Source organism: Dyella sp. GSA-30 (genome assembly GCF_027924605.1).
Lineage (GTDB): Bacteria > Pseudomonadota > Gammaproteobacteria > Xanthomonadales > Rhodanobacteraceae > GSA-30.
The window spans coordinates 5,068,878-5,089,857 of record NZ_AP027042.1 but is presented as its reverse complement, the minus strand read 5'-3'; the positions used below and the strand labels follow the sequence as shown (position 1 = coordinate 5,089,857).

The window sequence follows — 20,980 nt, the reverse complement described above, 5'->3', positions numbered from 1 at the left end:
CATGACGAACGAAGCGAAAGAGACGGGCAACGTGGCACGGGAGGCGATTGTCACCCTCGCGCTGTTGCGCTCCACCATGAAAGCCCAAGCCGAAGAACTTCAGGCGGCCATGCGCGCGGAAGTGCGCAACGCAGGCGAGGGGTTCAAGCAGGAGGCGCATGCCGCTAGCGCGACGTTGAACCGCAAATTGGAAGACATGATTGCCAAAGCGGATCGCGCCGTCGATGACTTGGCCAAAGCTCAGTCGGCGTTTTCCGCACAGCGCCGTCGATTGTTCTGGGGACTCGGCGCGGTCGTGCTGTTGTGCCTCATCAGTCTGGTGGCGACTTATGAAGGTCTCTACGGCTTCTACCAGGCGCGTTACGACAAGTTGGTTCAACAGGTGACGTATCTGGATGCGGTCAATCGTGCGGATGTCGTGCCGTGCGGCGACGGTCGATTGTGCGCGCGGGTGGACGACAAGGCGCCTCGCGTCGGGGACAAGAAGCAATACCGGCCGGTGGAACTGCGCCAATAGGGCGCCTGAGTTCAGGGGAATGGATGTGGAAAAACCATGGAGCACAGTCAGGGGATGGGCGATCGTCGGCTTGTTGGCCGCATGTGGGGCGGTGAATGCTCAATCAGGGCCGCCCGCAGATGCGCACGAGCGGGCTGCGCTTCGTGCCCAGGTCCAGGCCGACCTTGCTTCGCGTGCGAAGCGCGATCCGAACTTGGCGACATTGAACCTGTTGCTCGCACAACCGGAGACTGCCATTGATCTCGCTCGCGCCGAGGTCACCATCGAGGCGATGATCGACCCCAAGGTCAACCAACCCGCTACGCTGCGTGCCTTGGATAACTTGGCCCAGGCGATCCGGGCACGGTTTCCACAAGGGGACGCGACGGACAACGAGGTCAAGATTGGGTTGCTGTTGAACTCATTGCAGGCAGCTGGGCCGTGGAACGGCAATCGGCCGTTTCGCTACGACCTGGACAACCCGATGGGCGAGGACCCGAAGGACAAGTTGTTGTCCACGTATCTTGCGACGCGCAAGGGCAACTGCGTGTCGATGCCGGTGCTGCTGGTCGTGCTCAGTCAGAAGGTGGGGATTGAGGCCACGTTGGTCAGCGCGCCCGCTCATGTGTTTGCACGCGTGCGCCGGGACGATGGCTCATGGTTGAACATCGAAGCGACATCGTTCGGCACGGTGTCCGATGCGCATTACCAGCAGGACCTGGCCATCACCCCACGCGCCATCCAGTCCGGGGCTTACCTGCGATCCCTCACCAAGCAGCAAGAGATCTTGGTGATGGTCGACACGCTCGAACAGTATTACCGGCATCACCGCGCCCCCGACGACTTACTCGGATTGACCCTACGCGTGCTGACCACCGACATGACCAATGTGAGCGGGTGGCTGTGGCGCGGAGAAGCGTATGCCGCGCTCATTGACGAGAAGTTTCTTCATAAATATGGCAGCGTCGACGCCATTCCGCCGGAGTTGCGCGACCAGTATGCGGTGCTCCACACCAACAACATCGATATGTTCCGCAGTGCGGAAGCCTTGGGCTGGGTAGAGGAAACAGCCGAGCACAAGGCGGACTACCTGCGGTCCATCCAACAGGTCAAAGCCCAACAGGCTCGAACAGGGAGATGAGCATGATCAAGCAACTCTTGGCGATCGTCGTGACAATGGGTGCCCTGGCGTTCGGGACATCCGCGCAGGCCCGTTACCTTCAATCCGACCCGATCGGGTTGAAGGGTGGGCCGAACACGTATGCTTATGTGGGCAACAACCCGCTCAGGTTCGTCGACCCCACCGGGTTGGTTGTGCGCGTGGTTGAGGGCAATCCGGCGGTGGCGCAGCAACTGATGAACGCCTACGCGCAATTGAATGCCCGTTCCACGACAGCACGCTCCTACAACGCCATGCTGGAAGCCTCGGCTACGGTCTACAAGATCCAGGTCACCCATGACCCGAACTTTGATCAATATTGCCAATATGGCAGTCAGCCGGACTGCAATGGCCATGACACCACAGTTTTTGTGGATCCGTGCCACCTGCCCATGATCCCGACGACAGCGGGACTTCAGCGCGCCACACTTCCGATCGTGATCGGTCATGAGTTGGGGCATATCTTTTACTTCGACAACGCGACGGCCACGGACCCATTGGGCGATAACGTGCGCATGGTTGAAAACCCGGAACGCGCGGAGATGGGGTATCCCGCACGAACTGGCTACTACGAGCCCGGGAAGTGATGGTCATGAACCGATCCATAGTGCGATTTGTCAGTGGAGCGTTGGGCCTGATGGCGGCCCTGGCGTGGGCCGATCATCCACCGCTGAAGTTGGGTGCAGCGGACGTGGAAGTGTGCTTCTGGGATTTTCGCAGCGAGGCGCCGGTGGGCAAGAAGGAGGCGGACTTGGACAGCGCACGCTTCTGCCGTTACGCCGTCAATCGGCAAGCCTTCCTCGCGCTACTTTCGCCTCGCCCCGCTTCGGAGGGCTACATGCCGGGTTACGTGCGGGCGAAGGTCATCCTGGCCCCTGGTGATGTCTACTTTGTCGACAACAGCGGCATCGTTCGGCACGGGAACGAAAAGTTTGCGTTGGACAAAATGGCCTTCGCGAACGCTCTGACTCAAGTGAAGGAGCCAATGCCGCCGCCGAAAGGGAAGCCTTGCCCGGCTGCGTGCGGGAAATGAATGCCTAGCTAGCCACGTCGAATCCGCGAGCGGAGGTGGCCACTTGGACCGCTCGCCCAGTCGCCGTTTGGGGGTGACCGCCAAAAGCTTGGCGGGCTACCTGTCTAGGGCGCCGTAGGGCGTATGTCGCAGTCCGTGACACTGTTCGCTGATCTCATGGGTTCGGTCCACACTCGATCGAATCCCATGTATATCCTTGATATAAAAGAGAAAATGGGCGGGTCGGGTGACGTTTTAGCGAACGTGGAGGTCGTCCCGCTGGATAAGTCTTCCAGTTCACCGCTAGAAACTGGCGATCATCGCCAGTTAGAATCACGCATGGCTATTCACGCAACTCCGAGCAAGCTTCAATTCTCCGGTCACGAGACCTTCCCGCTCCGCCAACTTTGGCTCCGCAAGGCTTATTTTGCCGTCGCGGACAGCGATGACAGCACCGCGGTATTTTCTGACGAGGCGGCCGTTGGCCACTTCGGCGTCGGCAAAAACATGGTATCCGCGATCCGGCATTGGGCACTAGCGACCGATGTGCTTGTGGAGGGTGCGGCCGGTGCGCTGGAATTGGGCGAAATTGGTAACTTTCTCTTTGGTGCCAATGGCTTAGATAACTATCTGGAGCGGCCTGCGACCTGCTGGCTGATCCATTGGCAATTGGCGGGACGGGCACAGCGCTCCACCACTTGGTATTGGTTGTTCAACCGGATGACCCACCAGACGTTCGATCGTGAGACCGTCGTGGCCGACCTGTCCGAGCTAGTGGCTGACCGACGCTTACGCGCGTCGGCCACCACGCTCAAGCGTGACGTGGAAGTTTGCTTGCGCTGCTATCTCACGCGTCGGGATGGCCGTGAGGCCGACGATGCCGCCGAACCGTTGCTGGCGGAACTGGGGCTCATCACCGAGGGGCCGTCAGGCATTTTTCAATTCAGGCGGGGCGCGCAGCCCAGTCTGCCGGATGCCGTATTTGCATTTGCGCTTGCCGAGTTCTGGGACCGCTGGGAGCAGATGACGGGGTCCTCACAAAACACCTTGTCGTTTGAAGCGATCGCCCATGACTACGGTTCCCCGGGGCGCGTGTTCAAGTTGGACGAGTCTTCGGTCGCCGATCGACTACTCAACTTAGAGGCATTGACTCACGGCACCTTCCGCTGGAGCGATAGCGCGGGCTTGCGTCAGGTGTCTCGCACCCGCCTTTTGTCCCGCAAGGGTGCATTCGATTTGCTTCGGAAAGCTTATGGCCGGTAACGGTATTCCTCAGGTCACCGTGCGCTCGCAGTTTCAGCGTTCGGTCCGCCTTGATTCTGATTTCGATTTGCCCGACGCGCTGGCGGGCTATATCTTGCAGCCCAGCCCGCGGCAGGCCTTGGAGACGGTCGCGCGTCACATCTGCCAGACGAAGCAGCGCGCGTTCACTTGGACGGGCCCCTATGGTGGCGGCAAGTCGTCGCTTGCTCTGGCCACAGCCGTGCTCGCAGGGGGACATACCGATGGCCGCCGCGTGGCGCGTAAGGTCTTGGGAGTTCAGCAGGGTGGCTTGGTGGATCAAGCATTCGGCACCCGCAAGCCCTGGCTGGTGCTGCCGGCAGTCGGCCGGCGCGAGTCGGTCGAAGCCGTGATTGCCGCTGCTCTGGACCAATATGCGCCCACGCGCGGGCGCAAGCCGGTTCGCGATGGGAAGCGCGATGTCATCACCGAACTGGTGCGACAGGCGGACAGCAACGAACACGGCGGGGTGCTGCTGATCCTCGACGAGTTGGGCAAATTGCTGGAATCGGCGGCGTCCACCGGCGATGACATCTTCTTCTACCAGGAGCTGGCGGAAGCAGCTAGCCGGTGCAAGGGCCGATTGGTCATCATCGGCGTGCTTCATCAGGCCTTCGAGCAGTATGCCGCTCGTTCCGGGCGTGACGTGCGCGAAGAGTGGGCCAAGGTCCAAGGCCGCTACGTGGATATCCCCGTGGTCGCCGGCAGCGATGAAGTTATCGACCTGATCGGTCGCGCCGTAGAGACGAAGGCCGAGCACCCGAAGACCCTACGGGTGGCCAAGCACATCGCCGCGTCCATGCGGAAGCGCCGGCCCTCCACGCCAGCGGACCTCGACCAGGCGCTGGACAAATGTTGGCCGCTCCATCCGGTCACAGCGGCGCTGCTCGGGCCGAGCTCACGCCGGAAGTTTGGGCAGAACGAACGAAGCGTATTCGGGTTCTTGACGTCCGCCGAACCCATGGGCTTCCGCGACTTCTTGAGAAACCGAACGGGGGAAGAGCCCGACGGTTACTACACCCCGGCGAAATATTGGGATTACCTGCGCGCCAATCTGGAAAGCGCCATCCTTAGCTCGCCCGATGGCCATCGTTGGGCGATCGGCGCCGAGGCCGTGGAGCGGGTGGAAGCCCGCTTCGACGAACCCCATATTTCCCTGGTCAAGACCGTTGGGCTCATTGAGCTGTTCCGCGCGGGATCCGGCCTGTCTGCCGATCTTGAACTGTTGAATGAGTGTGTTCCGGGAACGACGCACAAGCAGATCGAGACCGCTCTCCAGGATCTGGCTCGCGCCAGCATCCTCATCTACCGCAAGCACCTTCAGGCGTGGGCATTGTTCGCCGGCAGCGATTTCGACATCGATGCCGCGGTGGCCGATGCGCGCCAGACCATGGGGCCGGTCGATGCGTCGGTCTTCAAGACACTCACGGCGATGCCGGCAGTGCCGGCGCGACGCCACTATGTCACCACCGGCACGCTGCGCTGGTTCGAGCGTGAGGTGGTGCCGTTGTCGGAAGCGAAACGCCAGCCGGCAGACCTGCGCACCGGTGCGCGCACCGGTCGCTTCGTGTTGGTGTTGCCCTCCGCCGACGTGACGGACAAGCAAGCCATGGGAATCGCCGCCGGCTTGTCGAAGTTCGAGGACGGCTCGGACATCGCGGTGTATGGCGTGCCGCTTCGCCAGGCTGACTTCATGGAGCAGGTCGCTGAGCTTGCCGCGCTGGAGCATGTCAGCCGCAACAAGCCGGAGCTGGAAGGCGATTCAGTGGCCCGGCGAGAAATTGATGGGCGCCTGCGTCAACTGCGCGGGGACTTATCCACGCAAGTCAATGAAGCCTTTGCCTCCGCGCGCTGGTATCTCGATGGCGAGCGCCAGACGACGCACGCGGGCGAAGGGCTGTCTCCGTTGGCCAGTGAGTTGTGCGAAAAGGCGTTCCCCCTGGCACCGGTGATCCACAGTGAACTGGTGAACCGGGATGTCCCGTCATCGAATGCCGCCAAGGCGCAGCGTTTGTTGCTTCATCGCATGGTCGAGTATGGATCGCGGCCTAAGCTTGAATACGATGGCTACCCGGCCGATGCGGGTCTCTATTACACGGTGGTGGCGTCCCTGGGGATCCACCGCAAGCAAGGTGATGCGTGGGCGTTCCAATCGCCCGAGAAAGCCAAGGCTGGGAACTCGGGCTCCTTGCTCCCGTTGTGGTTTGCCACCGAATCGTTGCTGGAAAACGCGCGCGGCCCGGTGACGCTGGCGGACATCTATGCACTTTGGAAGGCCCGACCCTATGGTGTGAAAGAGGGCGTGATGCCGATCCTGGCATTGGCGTTCTTCCTGGCCAACCGTAGTCGCATCGCGCTGTATGCCGAAGGCATGTTCGTGCCAAACCTCACACCGGCGAGCGTGGATGAGTGGCTTCAAGATCCCAAGCGCATCACCTGGAAGTTGGTTCAGATCGATGCGGCTGCAAAGCGCTTCCTGACGAAGTTAGCCGCGCGGCTGGAACAGGCGGTCAAACGCGAGGTGGCGGCCGATCCGCTCGATTCGGCACGCGCCCTGGTGGCCATCGCGCTGGCTCTTCCGGGATGGACGCAGAAAACCAATCGCGTATCGGAACGTGCTCGCACCGTGCGCCAAACGCTGTTGAAGGCTTCGGACCCGGTCAAGGTGTTGTTTACAGATTTGCCAGAGTTGCTGGGCACACACGAGGCCGAACGGTTGGTGTCGGACATCGGCGAGATCATCCAAGAGCTGGATGAGGCGTATCCCGAGGTTTTGGCCTTGTTGGAAAAGCGTATGCTCGATGCGATCGATCACGATCATCGCGTAGGTTGGGAGCCGCTTCACGAACGGGCACGGTTGGTCCAGGGCGTATCGGGTGACTTCAAGTTGGACGCGTTTGCCGCGCGCCTGAGCGTCTACACCGGGCGACTGGAAGACATTGAAGCCTTGGTCTCCATCGCAGTCAGCAAGCCCATTACAGCGTTGACGGATCACGATATTGACCAGGCCAACCTCCAGTTGGCCAAGTGGGCGTTCGAGTTCCGTCGCGTGGAAGCGCTGTCGGTAGTCGAAGGTCGCGCGTCGAAACGCCAGGCATTGGCGGTGGTTTTTGGGGCCGGTGAAACCTTGTCGGCCACCTTCGACGTGTCCGATTCGGACCGCAATGCGGTGCAAGAAATGTCCAAACGGCTGATGGATCGGTTTGTGCCGGGAAAGGTGAAGCCAGATGTGTTCCTGGCGGCACTAGTGGATGCGGGCATGAAAATGCTGGCGCAACGCGAAGAGGAGAAGTTCTGATGGCGGAACGACATGTGTTGGGAATTTCAGGCGGCAAGGACAGTGCAGCCTTGGCCGTGTTCATGCGCCTGTATCACCCCGAACTGGATATCCAGTATTTCTTCACCGACACCGGTAAAGAGTTGCCGGAGGTCTACGATTTCCTGGCGAAGCTCGAAGGTTTCCTGGGTAAGCCGATTCAGAAACTTAACCCCGATCGGGATTTCGACTTCTGGTTGCGCGAATACGGCCATTTCTTGCCGTCGCCGCGCACGCGCTGGTGCACCCGTCAGCTCAAGTTGGTGCCATTCCGGAACTGGGTGAAGCCTTGGCTGGAGGCGGGTGATTCGGTCCACAGTTACGTCGCCATCCGTGCCGATGAAAACCATCGCGAGGGATACGACTCCAGCCACGAGAACTTGACCGTCCATCTGCCGTTCCGAACGGCCGGCGTGGACCATGCCGGGGTGTTGGAGTTGCTTAATGGTGCCGGCATCGGCCTGCCTAAGTATTACGACTGGCGTTCTCGAAGCGGCTGCACCTTCTGCTTCTTCCAGCAGAAGATCGAATGGGTCCGGCTCAAACGGGAACATCCCGAAGAGTTCGAAGAGGCTAAGCGCTACGAAAAGAACGCGCTGGAACACGGTTCACCGTTCACCTGGTCGGACCGGGAATCGCTCGAAGACCTTGAGCGGCCGGAGCGCGTGGAGATGATTGAGCGCGAACACAAAAAGCGGTTAGAGCGGGCGCGGGCGCGTCGCCGCGTCAACCCGTTGCGCCCGGACGATGCCCAGATGGAAGGTCTGGAGCTCGAAGAAACCTTTTCGACTGCCAGCGCATGCTTGGTGTGCCACAAATGATTCAGACCCCGCCAACATTTACGTGGGCAAAACTCAATGAAGCACCTGATGGACCAGGCGTTTACGCCTGGTATGTGCGCCTTTTCCTAGGGGATGCAGACCTGCGCGCCTTCGAGAGCGAGGTGGAGGCGAAGCGCGACCGCGCAGACGGACAAGCAAATCAGGTCGTGTCTGGCATGTTGGATCGTCATTTTTTCCATCCGTTCCAAGAGACGCCCTATAAGGTCCGGCTAGATGGACCCCTCAAACCAAAATATCGGGGTGAGCTGGCCCATGAATCCTCTTCGTCAGAAGGTCTCGTCGAAAGGCTCGTCGCTAACCCTAGTCGACTTCGACCGATTGCCAATGTGCTCAACCTGGCGGCACCCTTCTTTACGGCTCCTCTATACATCGGCATGGCAACCAACTTGCGGCATCGGTTGCTCCAACATAAAGGCATGATCAACGACTTTGCGGACAATCCCGGATTAACGGGGAGCGACGAAGGATCGGCTGGTTTTGCGAAGCAAGTAATCAAACGTGGCTTCAACCCAACCCAGCTATTTGTCGCATGCATTCCCATCGAGGGCATCGATCAGCAGGAACAGGTTGATCTAGAAAACATTCTCAACCGCATCAACTTTCCTATCTTCGGGAGAAATTAAATGGGACTTATCTCCAAGACGCCGTCAGCGCTCAATGTGGAAATCCAGGGCACATTGGGTTCGTTTTCGATCTCGAAGAAGGATCAGCCGTCGAGCTGCATCGAGGTGAACTACCTGCTCACCCACGTCTCATTAGACACCTCTCAAGCAAAGTTGTTGGACATGCTGGCGCCGGTGCGCGAGGTGTTCGATATCGATCAGCTTAGCTTTGAGGAGATCATGCAACGCGACATCGATGATGCGCGTGTCTCGATGGATCTCATTCCATATCTTCTGGACCATCGCAGCTCCGGCTTGGTCAAACTGTTCCCACCGATCGTCGTTGTTGTTCTCCCGCTCCAAGAACTGAATAGGAAGCCGGCTCAGCGCTATGCTGACATTGTCAGGGACGAAAAGCCTGAGGACACTGATGCTTCATTCACGTGGGAGCGAATTACGGCGGGTCCGCTTGGCAAAGAGCAGTTCAGCCTCAAGCGCCTTCGTCGTCCGGACGGGACCTATGATACCGCGCACTCCTCATTGAGTGTGTCCGATATGAACTGTGCGCTAGCCATCGTCGATGGACAGCATCGCGCCATGGCGCTCCTGGCCTTGTATCGGAACATGACGTCAGCCTGGAGTGATGCGAAGAGGGCAGCGTATGAGCAATATTACCGCGTCTGGTCTGGTGATGAGATTCGTTCTTACGAATTGAAGGATCTCCAGATGCCGATGATTATCTGCACGTTCCCTCAACTCGATTCGACATATCCGGCAGAGATGGATGTTATCCGGGCTGCTCGCCGGGTGTTCCTCGATCTCAACAAGAACGCCAAGAAAGTCAGCGATTCGCGCAATAAACTACTCGATGACCAGGACATGGTTTCGGAGTGCTTGCGCATCGTGTTGGCCAGCATCAAGAAATACAACATCAACACCACGAGTTCGTTGCGAATCTGGAATGTCGAACTCGACCAAGCCCAAGATCGGTCGGTGATTTCGAGTCCCGTGGCCATCACTGGCGTCTCTCACCTGTATTACATCACTGAGCACATTTTGTTTTATCAGGAGCGTAATGCGGATACGGGAGCACGGAAAGGTCGTCCGGCTCGTGCGCGTCGTCTGGGAGATGCCTACACGAGGCTTGGCCTTTTGAACGATCTAACGGTAACGGAGCGTGAGGAGAACTCGCGCCAGAACTACACCGACCAAGTGGCTCGTGTTGTGGAAAAGCGTTGGGAGGAGCGATATGGGCGTGTCATCGAAAAAATCTTCAGTGACTTCCACCCATTTAAGGCGCATTGCGAAGGGTCGCTCAGCATCAGTGAACGTCTAAAGTCCGTCAATCTAACGAAGCTCTGGGCGCTGATTTTTGATGGGCAAGCCAGTGCGCGAACCTTCATCGACTTTAAGGATCGCCTCGATCTCAAAGTGGATAGCGACCCGACCTGGGATACAGGAGAGCTTCGCGCGATCAAGAAGGATGTTCATGCGCATATCAACGAGTACGAGGCAGAAATTGAGCGATTTAAGCGCGCCCGTGCGGTGGCGTTCCTCGCCAATGTGAAGGGCCCTGGATCCAAATCTCTGTTGCCTGCGCAGGGTGAGGTGGTCAACAAGGCGGCCGAGATCACCACTGAAATTTACCAAACCGTGTTTTCGACGATTGCGTTCCAGGCTGCAGTCGTTTTGACCCTCGTGGAAGCATACGAACATGTTTACGATGCGTCCGCGGGTGATATTCATTCCATAACCGACGACGAGGTGAGTGCGTATGTCGACGCCCTCCATAAACTCTTCCGTCCTGTCTCGTTTGATTCGTTCGCCCATCTTGCCGGCGTCTTCAAGGGAGAGATTGCTGCCATCGAAGGCGACATCTCGCTAACTCAAAGTGCTTCTACATTCGGCAAGTTCATCATGTCAGGTGAAATGCAGCCGGAAGAATGGCCGAAGTATCGCTACTTGATCCTGGAGCTCTGGGAGCCCACGGATGAGAGGCTGGCGAAAATGGTTAAGGGAGATCTCAACGTTTGCCGCACCGCGGTAATGAAGAGCGCCTTTAAACGTTCGCTCACTGATTTCTGCAATGAGCATGTGATTGCTGAGCAAAATGTAACGAGCGAGCAGCGGGAAACCGTGCTCAACGGTGTGAAGGGAACCTACGAGAAGTTTCTGGGCAACGTGCGTCGGAAGCAAACGGACCTACGTTCGGTGGCTGACGGCCTCAAGGGCCAACTCGGAGTTCTCTCCGCTACCGATTCTCAGCAGGCGGCAGGGTGAACTAGGTTGGCATCTCCGATCTACCTCGACTTCAACGCAAGCGCACCGCCTGATCCGGAGGTGGTGGACGCGATGTTGCCTTGGTTATCGGACCGCCATGCCAACCCGCATTCCGAACACTTCCACGGGCACCGCGCAGCGGTGGCCGTGGAGCAGGCCAAGGCAGCCATCGCCAGCCTGATCGGGGCGGACGGCGACGACCTGGTGCTCACGTCGAGCGCCACGGAATCGAACAACCTGGCCTTGCTGGGTTACCTGCGGCACCGCAAGGCCACGGGGGCGCTCATTCACAGCGCCATCGAACACAAGTGCGTGATGGAGGCAGGGCAGGCGCTACGCGACGAGGGCTGTGCGGTTTCCGTCGTGGCCCCAGACGGGCAGGGGCGCATCCTGCCCGAGGCCATCCGGAACTTGGTCGAAGCGAACGATCGACCGGACCTGTTGGTATCGGTCATGCACGCCAACAACGAATTGGGCACGGTGGCGCCGCTGGCGCAAATCGCCGCCGAGCTAGGGCGGGGCGCCATCCTCCACACCGATGCTGCTCAGTCCGCGGGACGGATGCCCTTCGATGTCAGCGAGCTACAGGTCGATGTGGTGACGCTGTCCTCGCATAAGATCGGCGGTCCCGGTGGGATTGCCGCGCTCTACATCGCCCCGGACCTTCGCTCGGAGTTCCGACCGATCCTCTATGGGGGCGGGCAGCAGGGCGGGTTGCGCTCGGGCACCGTTCCGGTGTTCCTGGCAGTGGGTTACGGAGTTGCGTGCCAATTGGCCGAACGCCGGCTGGCGGCCGATCGGCTCCATGTGGAGCAGTTGGCGACCCACTTCACCGACATCTTGCGCGCCAGGGGCGTGGCCTTTGAGCGTCTGGGCGATCCGGACCACACGCTCCCTGGGCTCCGTAGCCTCCGGCTCCTGGGGCTCGATGCCCGGGATGTGCTCGATCGCTGCAGGAACGCGTTATCCGCCTCCACAGGGTCGGCCTGCACGTCCGGGGAGATCACGGCGTCGCACGTGCTCCGTGCCATCGGATTGTCGGAGCAAACCGCCGCGGGGGTCTTGCGAGTGGGCTTCGGCCGTCAAACCACCTTGACCGAAGTGACGGTTGCAGCCGCCGGCCTGGCGGAGGCCTGCGTCGCCGCGCAGGCGTGATCGCCTCCCATCAGGGGCAACGCAGGGGTTAAGTGGACTGTTCTGCGCAGACCGCCATTCACTGCGTCGTTCGAATCTTGGGAGGCATGTCATCCAGCGGCGATGCTCCGGGAGCCACAACGCTGGACATTGGCCCAAGCGCATTCGGAGCAACCAAACTGGACGTCGGCATGGACGCAGTTGGTCCCAGGAAGTCAGGCCCGACGGAGGGATGAGCCGCCAACAGGGTGTTGATGTGCTCAGCGATATCGTGCCGCTGCTCCGTCAGTTGGTGGATGTAAGGGTCTTTCGTTTCGTCGGTCGTTCCGTCCATCTTATAGCCGGCCCAACCGGTCCGCTTGATGATTTCCTTGTCGATATCTTTTTCTTGGGCATACATGCCATCAATGGTGTGGGCCAACGTGCCTTCATGGCGCGCGCTCGCAACTTCTTCACTGGCTTCCGCCAGTCGAGCTTTCAAGTCGGGCAATTGTTGCGTTTGCGCAGCGAAGACGGCACGTTCTTGCTGACACGTGGCCAACGTCTCACGTTGAGATCGTTCGCCAGCCCGAAGGTCCGTCAACTCCCTCACTTCGTCCTGGTGCGTCGTTTTCAGGTCGGCCACCTGGGCAGTGAGTGCATCGACTCGCTCGGTGGCGATCGAAAGTCTCACCACGGCTGCTTGCCCTGAGGCAAACCACGTCAGCAGGGTTACGGCGGTGGTCACCATAGCGTTGGTCACGATGGCATGGCGCTTGAACCACGCGAACGAACCGGTCTTTGACACGTGCTCCATACGGACTCCCCCAATCCTGAAGATGGGGCGATCATTGCGCCTCGTTATCTCAGCGGCTGAGATTGTTTGGCCGTTCGAACAACAAAGGGCCGCCATCCGGTAGCGGGTGGCGGCTCAGTGGCGTCACTTTGCTGCTTTCGCTGCCTCGGCGGCGAGCTTTTCCGCCGTAGCCGCCACACCTTTGAGAGTGACCCATCCCAGTTTGGCGGCGATCACCGCTGTGTTGGCGACCGTCTTACCGACAAGCTTGGCGGTGGCCCCGGCCGTCTCGCCCACGCCAATGGCATGGCGAACTTCGTCAACTGCGGGGGATAACGAAAACAGGTGTTTTTCGTACAAGGGATTCTCCAGATTTTCCTTGTCGAAAAATCCGCCCTCCTCATCGTCATTTTCCATGGCTGGCTTCCGTTACGACTCGATTTCTATGCTGCGAATCTCGATATCGCAGCCAGGATGCTTGCCTTCGATGATCGTGATGGCTCCCGACTCGGTTGTCGCCTTAACGTGCGCGATTCGCGACGCCCAACTTTTGTGCTCTGGTTTCTTGTATGCGTATCGGATCTTGTATTGTGTTGAAGAAGTGCTCATTGCCAAATCCTTCTTGCACTGAAAATCATCGCGATGGCCCGATCTGACCATCCCCCTTTACGATGACGATTGGTCAACATGAGCACTCCATGCGGAACCTTTATGAAAAGGTGGCCACTGGCTCCCCGACGACAGCCGTCATCCTTTTTAACGCCATCAGGTCAGCCTTTGGGCGTCAAACTTTTCGGCGGTCGGCCCCGGCGCTTCGCCGGCGCCGCAATCAAAAACTGATCCAACGTCACCCCACGTTTGCGCAGCGCGTCGACCAACCAACCGGGCTTGCGTGCGTGTCCGGACCAGGTTTCTTCCGGGTTGGCTGGGTTACGGTATTTGGGCGGCATTTTGCCCTTGCCGGCGGGTCGGCCCGGCTGACGTTTGGTGACCCCCGGGAAGACGTCCTCCAGCGTGATGTCGAAGTGCCCCAGGATCGCGGTGATCTGTTTGCGGGCCTGCTGGATGCCGTCGTTCCGGGCGGTGCCTAACTGGGCCCTGGCCTGCTGAATCAGCATTTGAAGTTCGTCAAACGATAACTGCTTGAGGTCGGCGGCCATGAATGTCCTTTAGGATGAAAAGGCCATATGGGAATTCATATGGGTCCATCCGATTTACAGATTAATTCACACCGCTAATGGATTTGCAAATGCCGGGCCAATGTCGGGATTATCAACCCGTCTGCGATCTAAGCAGATGGCTCGGCCGAGATAATCCATTTGAATTGAGTGGCATACCTATGAGCGTTGAACGGGCGGAGTGTTGCCTCGCACTCCCGGGTCACCTTAAATTGGAGTCTGCCCGATGGCGTGCTCGCCTCGGGCGGTGGTCATCGCATGTCGCGACACGGGGGAGGCCGAGCATCTATGCGGTTGCATTTCACACGACATGGTTTCAGCCTCGCCGCTCTCCTTTTGGTGGGCTGCGATACGGGCGACCACATCAAAGATGCAAGTGTCGAAGATCGTCTGGCGCGGGAAGCGGGTTGTGTCACTGCGGCCGAGCGCTTGAATCTCTACGACGAAGCACAGCGGCATCTGGCCCATGCCAACGATGAGGCGCGACATCATTTAGAAATGACGGGCAAGGCGAACGACGTTCAACGTTACTTGGTCGCTTCACGGCGGCTAAGTGCGACGCTCTCGGCCGGCTTTGCTGCTCAGCAGCTGAACACGCGGTGTGGCGGGCACGTCACGGTCGGGCAGGTCCAAGCAGCCGAGTAGGCCAGTGGATTGCGGTGCAATGCCGCGTTACACCGACATCCCTCCAACTTTCGGGCTGACCGTCACCAAGATCTGTCCAAGGCCTTGCTTCCGAAAAACTTAGGTGAGTGCCCGAAAGTCGACGCGTGGCGCGCGCTTGCCGGCAGCGTCGCAGTGACTCGCACCTGGAGACGGGTCAGTGGCAACCGGAACCGGGACTCGTGTCCCGTAACGGAAAAATCGGAGGCGATTTCGCCGATCGGAGGGATTGACATCCTTTTCGTCCCTCCTAGGTTGCGGGCACCCTCAACTCCGAAAGGAACTCTCATGCTCGACTTTGACATTGGACTCGATCCGTTCCCGAACACTGAAATGGGCCGCATGGATCGCTACGAGGCTTACGTCATGGCGCTCATCGCGGCACACGCGGACCCCGAGGCGCCGCTGCCAGTCATGATTTGCCGATCGGACGAGTCCGAAGAGCAAATCCTCGATTTCCTGGCCAATGTGCTCTTGGAGCACGCCCGCAGCCAAGGTCTTCCTGTTCCTTGGGAGCCTGTGTCAGAAAGCGCCTTGATCGCGGTTGCTCAGGCACTGAAATACCCGTTTCCGCCGGAAGTGGTGAAGACCGCGATGGAGCTCGCCCACCGCATGCGCACGCTTCACGGTGAAATGAAGGGAGAAGGCAATTTGACGATCTTTGCCTTGGAGCGCATTGAGCAGACGTATGCGATGTCCGCATGTGTTGATGCCTACGGCCATTCCTTTGGTGCCGTGGCCCATGGATCGCTGGAGGAAAGGCGGCGATCCAAGGCGAACGCAACGAAGAAGGCCGAGCGCTCGGCGTCATCGCGTTTTGCATCCATGACTGGGATCCAGATGGTCATGGGAAAAGATGGAGCCTGCTGGACGTTCCCCGCACACACGTTGCTGTTGATGAAGCCGAAGTGGCAGGAGGATTTGGGCCGAGCGGCTGATGCGACGTGGGCTACGGCCTGACATGGAGAGGAGCACTCCGTTGTCGGTGCTAACCAACAGATAGACGGCAACGTCAGCACCGCGGGAGGACATTTCGCGGTGCCGAATGCTTTCGGTGGCTGGGTCCGTCCGGCGAGTGCGGGCAGTCCCAGTCGTTGCTCGCACAATTTCTTCCACGCATCAGCACATCGCGACAAGGGCTGATGAGCTGAGTGCCCAGGTAAGTTTTCTTGCGGAACGGTCGGCCTAGCGCCCGATGCACGCGTCGCTAGACTGTGCCGGCCAAGGCGCCAAATCCTCAGAGGAGCCGCTGGTTCTGGCGGTTTCTCTCATGGTGGGTGTGTTTGTCGCTCGCCGACGACCGTAGGTCAGTTCGCCACAGGCGCAATCCGCAGTTGTTCCATGGTCTTGCCCTTCAGCTTGGCATCCCTCACCCAGAGTGGCGGTCGGCCAATACCAGACCAAGTTTCGCGGGGATCATCGGGGTTCTCGTAGCGGGCTGGGGGTGCACGGCGTTTGGCCGTCGGAAAGACTTCATCGAATGGGATACCGTGCTCCGCGATCAGGGCTTTAACTTTTCCGCGCAGTTCAGCGATGCGCGCCTTGTGGAGGACGAGCAGTTGTACGCGCGCCTGATAAACCAAGTCTTCAAGCTGGCCCGTCGAGAGGTGCTGAAGATCCACCTCCGTCTGAGTTGCGTGGGTGTCGATCGGATGTGCAAGGGATTGCAGAGTCATGGGTGATGGTCGCCATCGGAAGGGGATGGCGAAACTAGTCGAAATGAAGAAAGGCGCAAGGGGATGGCCATCACACTTTGGAGCGCGAGTCCGTTCTTGATGTGAGTTCGGCGCGCGGCCTTGCCGAACCATCGATGCATCGCATGTTGAGCAACGTGTCGGCGTCGCAGGAGGTTGCGAAAACGAGGCGATCGCGTGAACCGGATCTCACATCGAGCGGGAATGCGAGCGTCACGCCGATGTGTGCCATTGACAACCATCGCCACTCCTCTTTGATCGAGGGGACCCGCATCGATTCGCCGATTCATGGCGCTCTCGTCCGCGGCAGTTCTCCGCCTCTCATCTCTCCACCTAGGATGTCACTTGAACCAACACTTGCGCCCCCGTTTCACCACGCACAACCGTAACCAAGGCTACAACGCCATTACCGATGCGGCGTATCGCATGGGTCTCCGGCTCTTCGATGAAATCCGGGAGGTGTGGAACGACTGCCGCCACCGTGTCGCCGATGCGGAGATTATTGCGGCCTTCACGGTCGCCCCCAATGGAGCGCCGAATTGGGCCACGCGCCCCGAACAGCTCTGGAATCGCGTCGAGGCCTGTGAGCAACGGCAGGACTCTCAGGTTTGTCGGGACGTTGTTTTTCCTCTCCCGGCGTTTCTTACCGATGCGATGGCAGAGCATTTAGCGCGAGTGTTGGCGCTCTACATTGCCGAGCGACTTCACACCCCGGTTTCGGTGGGACTCCATCGCGATGCCGACACCGACGCGATGGGCTTGCTCAAGCCGGTGGCCGAACGCGGGTATCAGGCGCACTTGTTGTATCCCACCCGGCGTTTGCTTGAACCCGAAGAAGGGCGAGTGCGCGCTGGCGCTGCGCTCAAAGAGGCGATGCGTCAAGGTTTCGGGACGAAGCTGCGGCCGCTGGAGAATCGACGCATGAATGCTGGACTCATCAAGAACTACGACCGGGAGTGGCGAGTGCTTGGATACGCCATCACCGAGGAAGCGGAACGTGAGACGGATTCGAACCATCCTTTGGATGCGTCCGGTGGCGCCGAGGAACAGCCAGCCGCGGAGCCCACCCGTTCCCCGATGGCGGCCGCAGACACGGCGCATGTGGCGTCGCCAGCGGAGCGCGCCAATGAAATCGGAGCGGCGCTCCGCCTCTACCAGCAGATCCATGCGGATACGTTGGACACGCAACGGACGCAAGCGCAGGCCGATGCCGCGCACGAACACACGGCGCGTGGCGCAGACATGGCCACGCCATCAGAGGCCACGTCGTCATTGAAGCCCGACTTGGAAGCGGCTCGCGAACGCGGGCGGTTGCCCGATGCCACGTTGTCGGACCGGTTTGTGGCGCATATGGCTGTGCCAAAGGACGAATTCGAGCGCTTCGCGCTATTCCGAGCCAGTGGCTTCGTGTGGGTCATCCAACGAAACCTGCGCACGCTGAGCGACGCAACGGCGCGCCTCAACGATTTGCTGCGGCGTCCGAACCAAGATGACCCGACGGCACAGCAGGGGGCGGCAGTTCAACGGGAGGAGCTGCGCAATGAGGAGGCAACGCTGGTGCAGCAAATCGCGACCGCTGAGGCCGCGCTTGGGCGTGCGGTGGACCAGATTCAGCACTCGCATTCGCACGCGATGGACATCGTGCTGAATTTGGTCTCAACCCAGGATCGGGATTTGCTGTCGTCTTGGATGACGTCGGGTGCGTCTCGGCGGCCCGAGTTCAAGGAGGCTCCGTCATCGCCTGCGCATCAACCAACGACGGAGGAGCGCAGTTGAGGCCGTGCCCATGAAGTCCCGGATATCGAGACCGCGTGACTAGCGCGCGGCGTCTCCAGTCAACCCCTTGGAGTGGCGCGTCATGACCTGGCGCGCCACATCCGTTTCTACGCCGATGCCTTCGCGCGGTTGCAGCGTGCACGCGCCTCTTAGGTTTCTCGGAAGGTAAACGTGCTGGATATCAGACCGAAAGCGCGAGCGGTTCTATAGCTACCACCTGTAAGGTCTGAACAGCTAACGCATGCAGGTCTGGGAATCGGCACGCGTAGACTCTGGTAAACGAGCGCAGGGAAGCTAGATCTGCAAAATTCTCAAGCAAACGGAACGAGCGCAGGGAATCTAGATCTGCAAAATTCTCAGGCAAACGGAACGAGCGCAGGGAGTCTAGATCTGCAAAATTCTCAAGCAAACAAAAAAGCCCCGGCGCGCGGGGCTCATCGCTCCAATGCCGGGAGACGCTAGGGGGCGGTGGAGCGTCGCTGCAGCCGGATGGTTTCGGCGTCTCGCTTCAACTCCCCAATCACCGCGTCGGCAACGCTCAGTCCCTCCAGGTATAGCGCCCATGCCTTGGGCGCGTGCCGCGACGTCACGATGAGCGGGCGCCTCAGGGTGCCCCGACGGACCACGATCCGCCGTAACCATGCCGTCTCGGCCGCCAGCGCTGGCGCGTCGGCGAACCCGTCGAGCACCAGGAGCGCCGGGCGGACCATGCGCGCGAACAACTGATCCGGGTTCCCGCGACGCAGCGCCAGGTCCCGTTGGTGGAGCAGGTCAGCCACCTGCACATACCGTGCGGACCATCCCCGCCGGATCGCCTCCACCGCCAGCCCTGCCGCCAGGTGCCGCTTGCCCGTGTTGGGGCCGCCGGTGACGATGAGGTTGTGCCCCATCTCCAGCCACGCCAGCGTGCGCAGGGCCGCGAAGCGGGGCCGTGACAGCCCCTGGACTCGCTGAAGGTCGAAGGCCCCCAGCGTCAGGTGGGGCGGCAGACCTGACGCGGTGAGGAAATCCTCAACGCGCGCGGTGCTCCTCATCTGCTGGTGCGTGGCGACCATGGCCGCCACGCACTCCAGGGGCGATCGCTCCGCGTTGGCCGGGTTCTCCAGCCAACGCTCCAGCCCTCGCGCCATGTGGCCGAGCCTGAGGGCCGTCAGTTGCCCCGTGACTTCACGCAACATCGTCGGACTTCCGCGAACGCCGCACCGAACGGTTCGACGTGGTGGGACCCGTGCCCGCCGCCTCCTGCCGCGCCGACAGCGCACGGCGGACAGAGGTGACGTTCACCACGCCGCGCTGGAAGGCGTCCCCCACCGCCTGGTCCACATCGGCCACGCCATATTCCTCGGCGAGGTCGCGCAACGTCTCACACGGCTTCAGTCCGCGCACCGCATGTGGCTGATCCAATTGTTCGGTCACGAAGCGAATGATGTTCGGGCCCGCATCCGCCGCCCAGGCGCGAATCATGTCCGGGCTGCGTTCGGCTTGAAGCCGGTGGTTCTCGGGCATGTGCGACAGCCGTGCCGTGCTCTTGCGGGCTTCATCGTTGCGCGGATGGCGAGCGACTTCCGTGCGCCCATCGAAGAACGTCACCGTGTCCGTCGTGACCCGGATATCCAGACGTTGGCCCACCATCGTGTGCGGCACGGAATAGAAATGGCCGTAGACGGGCACGTGATAGTCCTTGGCGACCGTCTCCACCGTCTGCCACTCGGCGTAGACATACGGCGTGGCTGGGAGCGGCCGCAACGCCGCGCGCTCGAAGGTTTCGAATTGTTCGCGGCGGCTCGGGCCCAGGCGCATGGGGCGATCGTTCAAGGCGTCGACCAACTCGGCAATGGCTGCATTGAGTTCGGCCAGCGATGGGAACGTGCGCCCGCGCAACGGCGCAAGGATGCGGTCCTGCGCAATCTTCACGCCCACCTCCACTTTGCCCTTGTCTTGCGGGCGCCGCGGGCGCGTGGGGATCACCAGTGCATCGTAGTGCGCCGCCATGTCGGCGAAGCTCCGTTGGATGACGGCATCGCGGCCCGGCTTGATCACCGCCGACTTCAGGTTGTCCGGCACGATCGCCTGCGGCACGCCGCCGAAGTAGTTGAACATCGACACGTGCGCGGCGATGAAGTCGGGGACCTTCTGGCTGGGGATGGCGGTGGCATACAGCAGGCTGCTGCCGCCGAGGACGCCGACGAACAGTTCGGCATACGTGCGTTCACCGGTCAGTGGATCCACATACGAAGGCCGCTTGCCAGAGAAGTCGACGAAAACACGTTCGCCCGGGGTGTGGTGCTGGCGCATCGTCAGCTTGAGCGCCTTCCGGCGGTGCTTCAACTTCGCCGCCAGGTGCGAGTAAGAGATGACTTTCTCCGTGCTCGCGCCGTAGGTGCGCCAATACCAGGTTTGCAACGACATGCCCGTGGCTTCGAGTTCGGCCACGACGGCATCCAAATCGGGCATGTGGCCCAGCGGCCGACCGCGCCGCGGCTGGTTGAGCGCGAGGTAAAGCTCTTCGTCCCGGAGGAACTCAAGCTGGGCCCAGGTCAACGCTTTCTCCGCCAGGATGCGGCGGTAACGGCGGACCGTGCTTTCGGATTTGCCGGTCGAGGCGGCGAGGTCGTAGTTGTTGAACGGGGTCGTGCTGATGGCGCGGATGAGGGTGTGCAGAGACATGGGGATATTCCGGTGTAGGGTCTCGTGGGCCGAGTTCGCCCGTGCTCGACCGAGGGCGGCCGAACATTTGACAAGACAGGGGGTTGGCCCTATACCGGCATTGCA

19 protein-coding genes are annotated in these 20,980 nt (G+C 60.4%); 13 read left to right on the top strand and 6 right to left on the bottom strand.

Features of this window, described 5'->3' with window-relative positions:
* Position 1: 1 nt before the first annotated feature.
* The 10 genes from QMG46_RS22005 to QMG46_RS21960 all read left to right on the top strand — a co-directional run bounded on the left by QMG46_RS22005 (position 2) and on the right by QMG46_RS21960 (position 12,143).
* Positions 2-517, top strand: coding sequence for a hypothetical protein (locus QMG46_RS22005; protein WP_281850036.1), 516 nt, complete (start codon positions 2-4; stop codon positions 515-517).
* A gap of 25 nt (positions 518-542) precedes the next feature.
* Positions 543-1,637: a transglutaminase family protein gene (locus QMG46_RS22000; protein ID WP_281850035.1), complete on the top strand. Its 1,095-nt coding sequence runs from the start codon at positions 543-545 to the stop codon at positions 1,635-1,637.
* A 2-nt stretch (positions 1,638-1,639) separates the two neighbouring features.
* Positions 1,640-2,242 (top strand): RHS repeat-associated core domain-containing protein, encoded by a 603-nt coding sequence (locus QMG46_RS21995; RefSeq protein WP_281850034.1) that lies wholly within the window; start codon positions 1,640-1,642, stop codon positions 2,240-2,242.
* Between the two features lie 50 nt (positions 2,243-2,292).
* The gene (locus tag QMG46_RS21990; protein WP_281850033.1) at positions 2,293-2,688 is read left to right on the top strand and encodes a hypothetical protein; all 396 of its coding nucleotides are present in this window, start codon (positions 2,293-2,295) and stop codon (positions 2,686-2,688) included.
* A gap of 186 nt (positions 2,689-2,874) precedes the next feature.
* Complete coding sequence (locus tag QMG46_RS21985) at positions 2,875-3,930, top strand: DUF4007 family protein (protein ID WP_281850032.1); 1,056 nt, start codon at positions 2,875-2,877, stop codon at positions 3,928-3,930.
* On the top strand, positions 3,920-7,246 hold the full coding sequence (locus tag QMG46_RS21980) for a hypothetical protein (RefSeq protein ID WP_281850031.1): 3,327 nt from the start codon (positions 3,920-3,922) through the stop codon (positions 7,244-7,246). The genes QMG46_RS21985 and QMG46_RS21980 overlap by 11 nt, the downstream gene beginning before the upstream one ends.
* Positions 7,246-8,085, top strand: coding sequence for a phosphoadenosine phosphosulfate reductase family protein (locus QMG46_RS21975; protein ID WP_281850030.1), 840 nt, complete (start codon positions 7,246-7,248; stop codon positions 8,083-8,085). Before QMG46_RS21980 ends, QMG46_RS21975 begins: the two co-directional genes overlap by 1 nt.
* On the top strand, positions 8,082-8,729 hold the full coding sequence (locus QMG46_RS21970) for a hypothetical protein (protein ID WP_281850029.1): 648 nt from the start codon (positions 8,082-8,084) through the stop codon (positions 8,727-8,729). The genes QMG46_RS21975 and QMG46_RS21970 overlap by 4 nt, the downstream gene beginning before the upstream one ends.
* Positions 8,730-10,988 (top strand): ParB N-terminal domain-containing protein, encoded by a 2,259-nt coding sequence (locus tag QMG46_RS21965; RefSeq protein ID WP_281850028.1) that lies wholly within the window; start codon positions 8,730-8,732, stop codon positions 10,986-10,988.
* Between the two features lie 6 nt (positions 10,989-10,994).
* Positions 10,995-12,143: a cysteine desulfurase family protein gene (locus QMG46_RS21960; RefSeq protein ID WP_281850027.1), complete on the top strand. Its 1,149-nt coding sequence runs from the start codon at positions 10,995-10,997 to the stop codon at positions 12,141-12,143.
* A 58-nt stretch (positions 12,144-12,201) separates the two neighbouring features.
* On the opposite strand, the gene QMG46_RS21955 is transcribed toward QMG46_RS21960, so the two are convergent.
* The 3 genes from QMG46_RS21955 to QMG46_RS21945 all read right to left on the bottom strand — a co-directional run bounded on the left by QMG46_RS21955 (position 12,202) and on the right by QMG46_RS21945 (position 14,057).
* Positions 12,202-12,918 carry a hypothetical protein gene (locus tag QMG46_RS21955; protein WP_281850026.1) on the bottom strand — a complete coding sequence of 239 codons (717 nt, stop codon included), beginning with the start codon at positions 12,916-12,918 and terminating at the stop codon, positions 12,202-12,204.
* Positions 12,919-13,041: 123 nt separating this feature from the next.
* Positions 13,042-13,314, bottom strand: a complete 273-nt coding sequence (locus QMG46_RS21950; protein WP_281850025.1) for a hypothetical protein — start codon at positions 13,312-13,314, stop codon at positions 13,042-13,044.
* 353 nt (positions 13,315-13,667) lie between these two features.
* Positions 13,668-14,057 (bottom strand): H-NS histone family protein, encoded by a 390-nt coding sequence (locus tag QMG46_RS21945; protein WP_281850024.1) that lies wholly within the window; start codon positions 14,055-14,057, stop codon positions 13,668-13,670.
* Between the two features lie 306 nt (positions 14,058-14,363).
* Here QMG46_RS21945 and QMG46_RS21940 point away from each other — a divergent pair, with 306 nt between their 5' ends.
* Together QMG46_RS21940 and QMG46_RS21935 are read left to right on the top strand one after the other, a co-directional pair.
* Positions 14,364-14,720, top strand: a complete 357-nt coding sequence (locus tag QMG46_RS21940; protein WP_281850023.1) for a hypothetical protein — start codon at positions 14,364-14,366, stop codon at positions 14,718-14,720.
* 306 nt (positions 14,721-15,026) lie between these two features.
* Positions 15,027-15,698, top strand: coding sequence for a hypothetical protein (locus tag QMG46_RS21935; RefSeq protein WP_281850022.1), 672 nt, complete (start codon positions 15,027-15,029; stop codon positions 15,696-15,698).
* A 347-nt stretch (positions 15,699-16,045) separates the two neighbouring features.
* On the opposite strand, the gene QMG46_RS21930 is transcribed toward QMG46_RS21935, so the two are convergent.
* Positions 16,046-16,414: an H-NS histone family protein gene (locus tag QMG46_RS21930; protein WP_281850021.1), complete on the bottom strand. Its 369-nt coding sequence runs from the start codon at positions 16,412-16,414 to the stop codon at positions 16,046-16,048.
* Between the two features lie 363 nt (positions 16,415-16,777).
* Here QMG46_RS21930 and QMG46_RS21925 point away from each other — a divergent pair, with 363 nt between their 5' ends.
* Positions 16,778-18,208, top strand: a complete 1,431-nt coding sequence (locus tag QMG46_RS21925; RefSeq protein ID WP_281850020.1) for a MobA/MobL family protein — start codon at positions 16,778-16,780, stop codon at positions 18,206-18,208.
* Positions 18,209-18,666: 458 nt separating this feature from the next.
* On the opposite strand, the gene QMG46_RS21920 is transcribed toward QMG46_RS21925, so the two are convergent.
* Both QMG46_RS21920 and istA read right to left on the bottom strand, forming a co-directional pair.
* A complete protein-coding gene (locus QMG46_RS21920; RefSeq protein WP_281850019.1) occupies positions 18,667-19,386 on the bottom strand; it encodes an ATP-binding protein in 720 nt (239 codons plus the stop codon).
* Positions 19,376-20,875 carry an IS21 family transposase gene (gene istA, locus QMG46_RS21915; protein WP_281850018.1) on the bottom strand — a complete coding sequence of 500 codons (1,500 nt, stop codon included), beginning with the start codon at positions 20,873-20,875 and terminating at the stop codon, positions 19,376-19,378. The genes QMG46_RS21920 and istA overlap by 11 nt, the downstream gene beginning before the upstream one ends.
* Positions 20,876-20,980: the final 105 nt, after the last annotated feature.

Coding starts and splice junctions, on each gene's coding strand:
- QMG46_RS22005 (WP_281850036.1), top strand. CDS start 2: ATGACGAACGAAGCGAAAGAGACGGGCAACGTGGCACGGGAGGCGATT.
- QMG46_RS21995 (WP_281850034.1), top strand. CDS start 1,640: ATGATCAAGCAACTCTTGGCGATCGTCGTGACAATGGGTGCCCTGGCG.
- QMG46_RS21990 (WP_281850033.1), top strand. CDS start 2,293: ATGGCGGCCCTGGCGTGGGCCGATCATCCACCGCTGAAGTTGGGTGCA.
- QMG46_RS21985 (WP_281850032.1), top strand. CDS start 2,875: ATGTATATCCTTGATATAAAAGAGAAAATGGGCGGGTCGGGTGACGTT.
- QMG46_RS21980 (WP_281850031.1), top strand. CDS start 3,920: ATGGCCGGTAACGGTATTCCTCAGGTCACCGTGCGCTCGCAGTTTCAG.
- QMG46_RS21975 (WP_281850030.1), top strand. CDS start 7,246: ATGGCGGAACGACATGTGTTGGGAATTTCAGGCGGCAAGGACAGTGCA.
- QMG46_RS21970 (WP_281850029.1), top strand. CDS start 8,082: ATGATTCAGACCCCGCCAACATTTACGTGGGCAAAACTCAATGAAGCA.
- QMG46_RS21965 (WP_281850028.1), top strand. CDS start 8,730: ATGGGACTTATCTCCAAGACGCCGTCAGCGCTCAATGTGGAAATCCAG.
- QMG46_RS21955 (WP_281850026.1), bottom strand. CDS start 12,918: ATGGAGCACGTGTCAAAGACCGGTTCGTTCGCGTGGTTCAAGCGCCAT.
- QMG46_RS21950 (WP_281850025.1), bottom strand. CDS start 13,314: ATGGAAAATGACGATGAGGAGGGCGGATTTTTCGACAAGGAAAATCTG.
- QMG46_RS21945 (WP_281850024.1), bottom strand. CDS start 14,057: ATGGCCGCCGACCTCAAGCAGTTATCGTTTGACGAACTTCAAATGCTG.
- QMG46_RS21940 (WP_281850023.1), top strand. CDS start 14,364: ATGCGGTTGCATTTCACACGACATGGTTTCAGCCTCGCCGCTCTCCTT.
- QMG46_RS21935 (WP_281850022.1), top strand. CDS start 15,027: ATGCTCGACTTTGACATTGGACTCGATCCGTTCCCGAACACTGAAATG.
- QMG46_RS21930 (WP_281850021.1), bottom strand. CDS start 16,414: ATGACTCTGCAATCCCTTGCACATCCGATCGACACCCACGCAACTCAG.
- QMG46_RS21920 (WP_281850019.1), bottom strand. CDS start 19,386: ATGTTGCGTGAAGTCACGGGGCAACTGACGGCCCTCAGGCTCGGCCAC.
- istA (WP_281850018.1), bottom strand. CDS start 20,875: ATGTCTCTGCACACCCTCATCCGCGCCATCAGCACGACCCCGTTCAAC.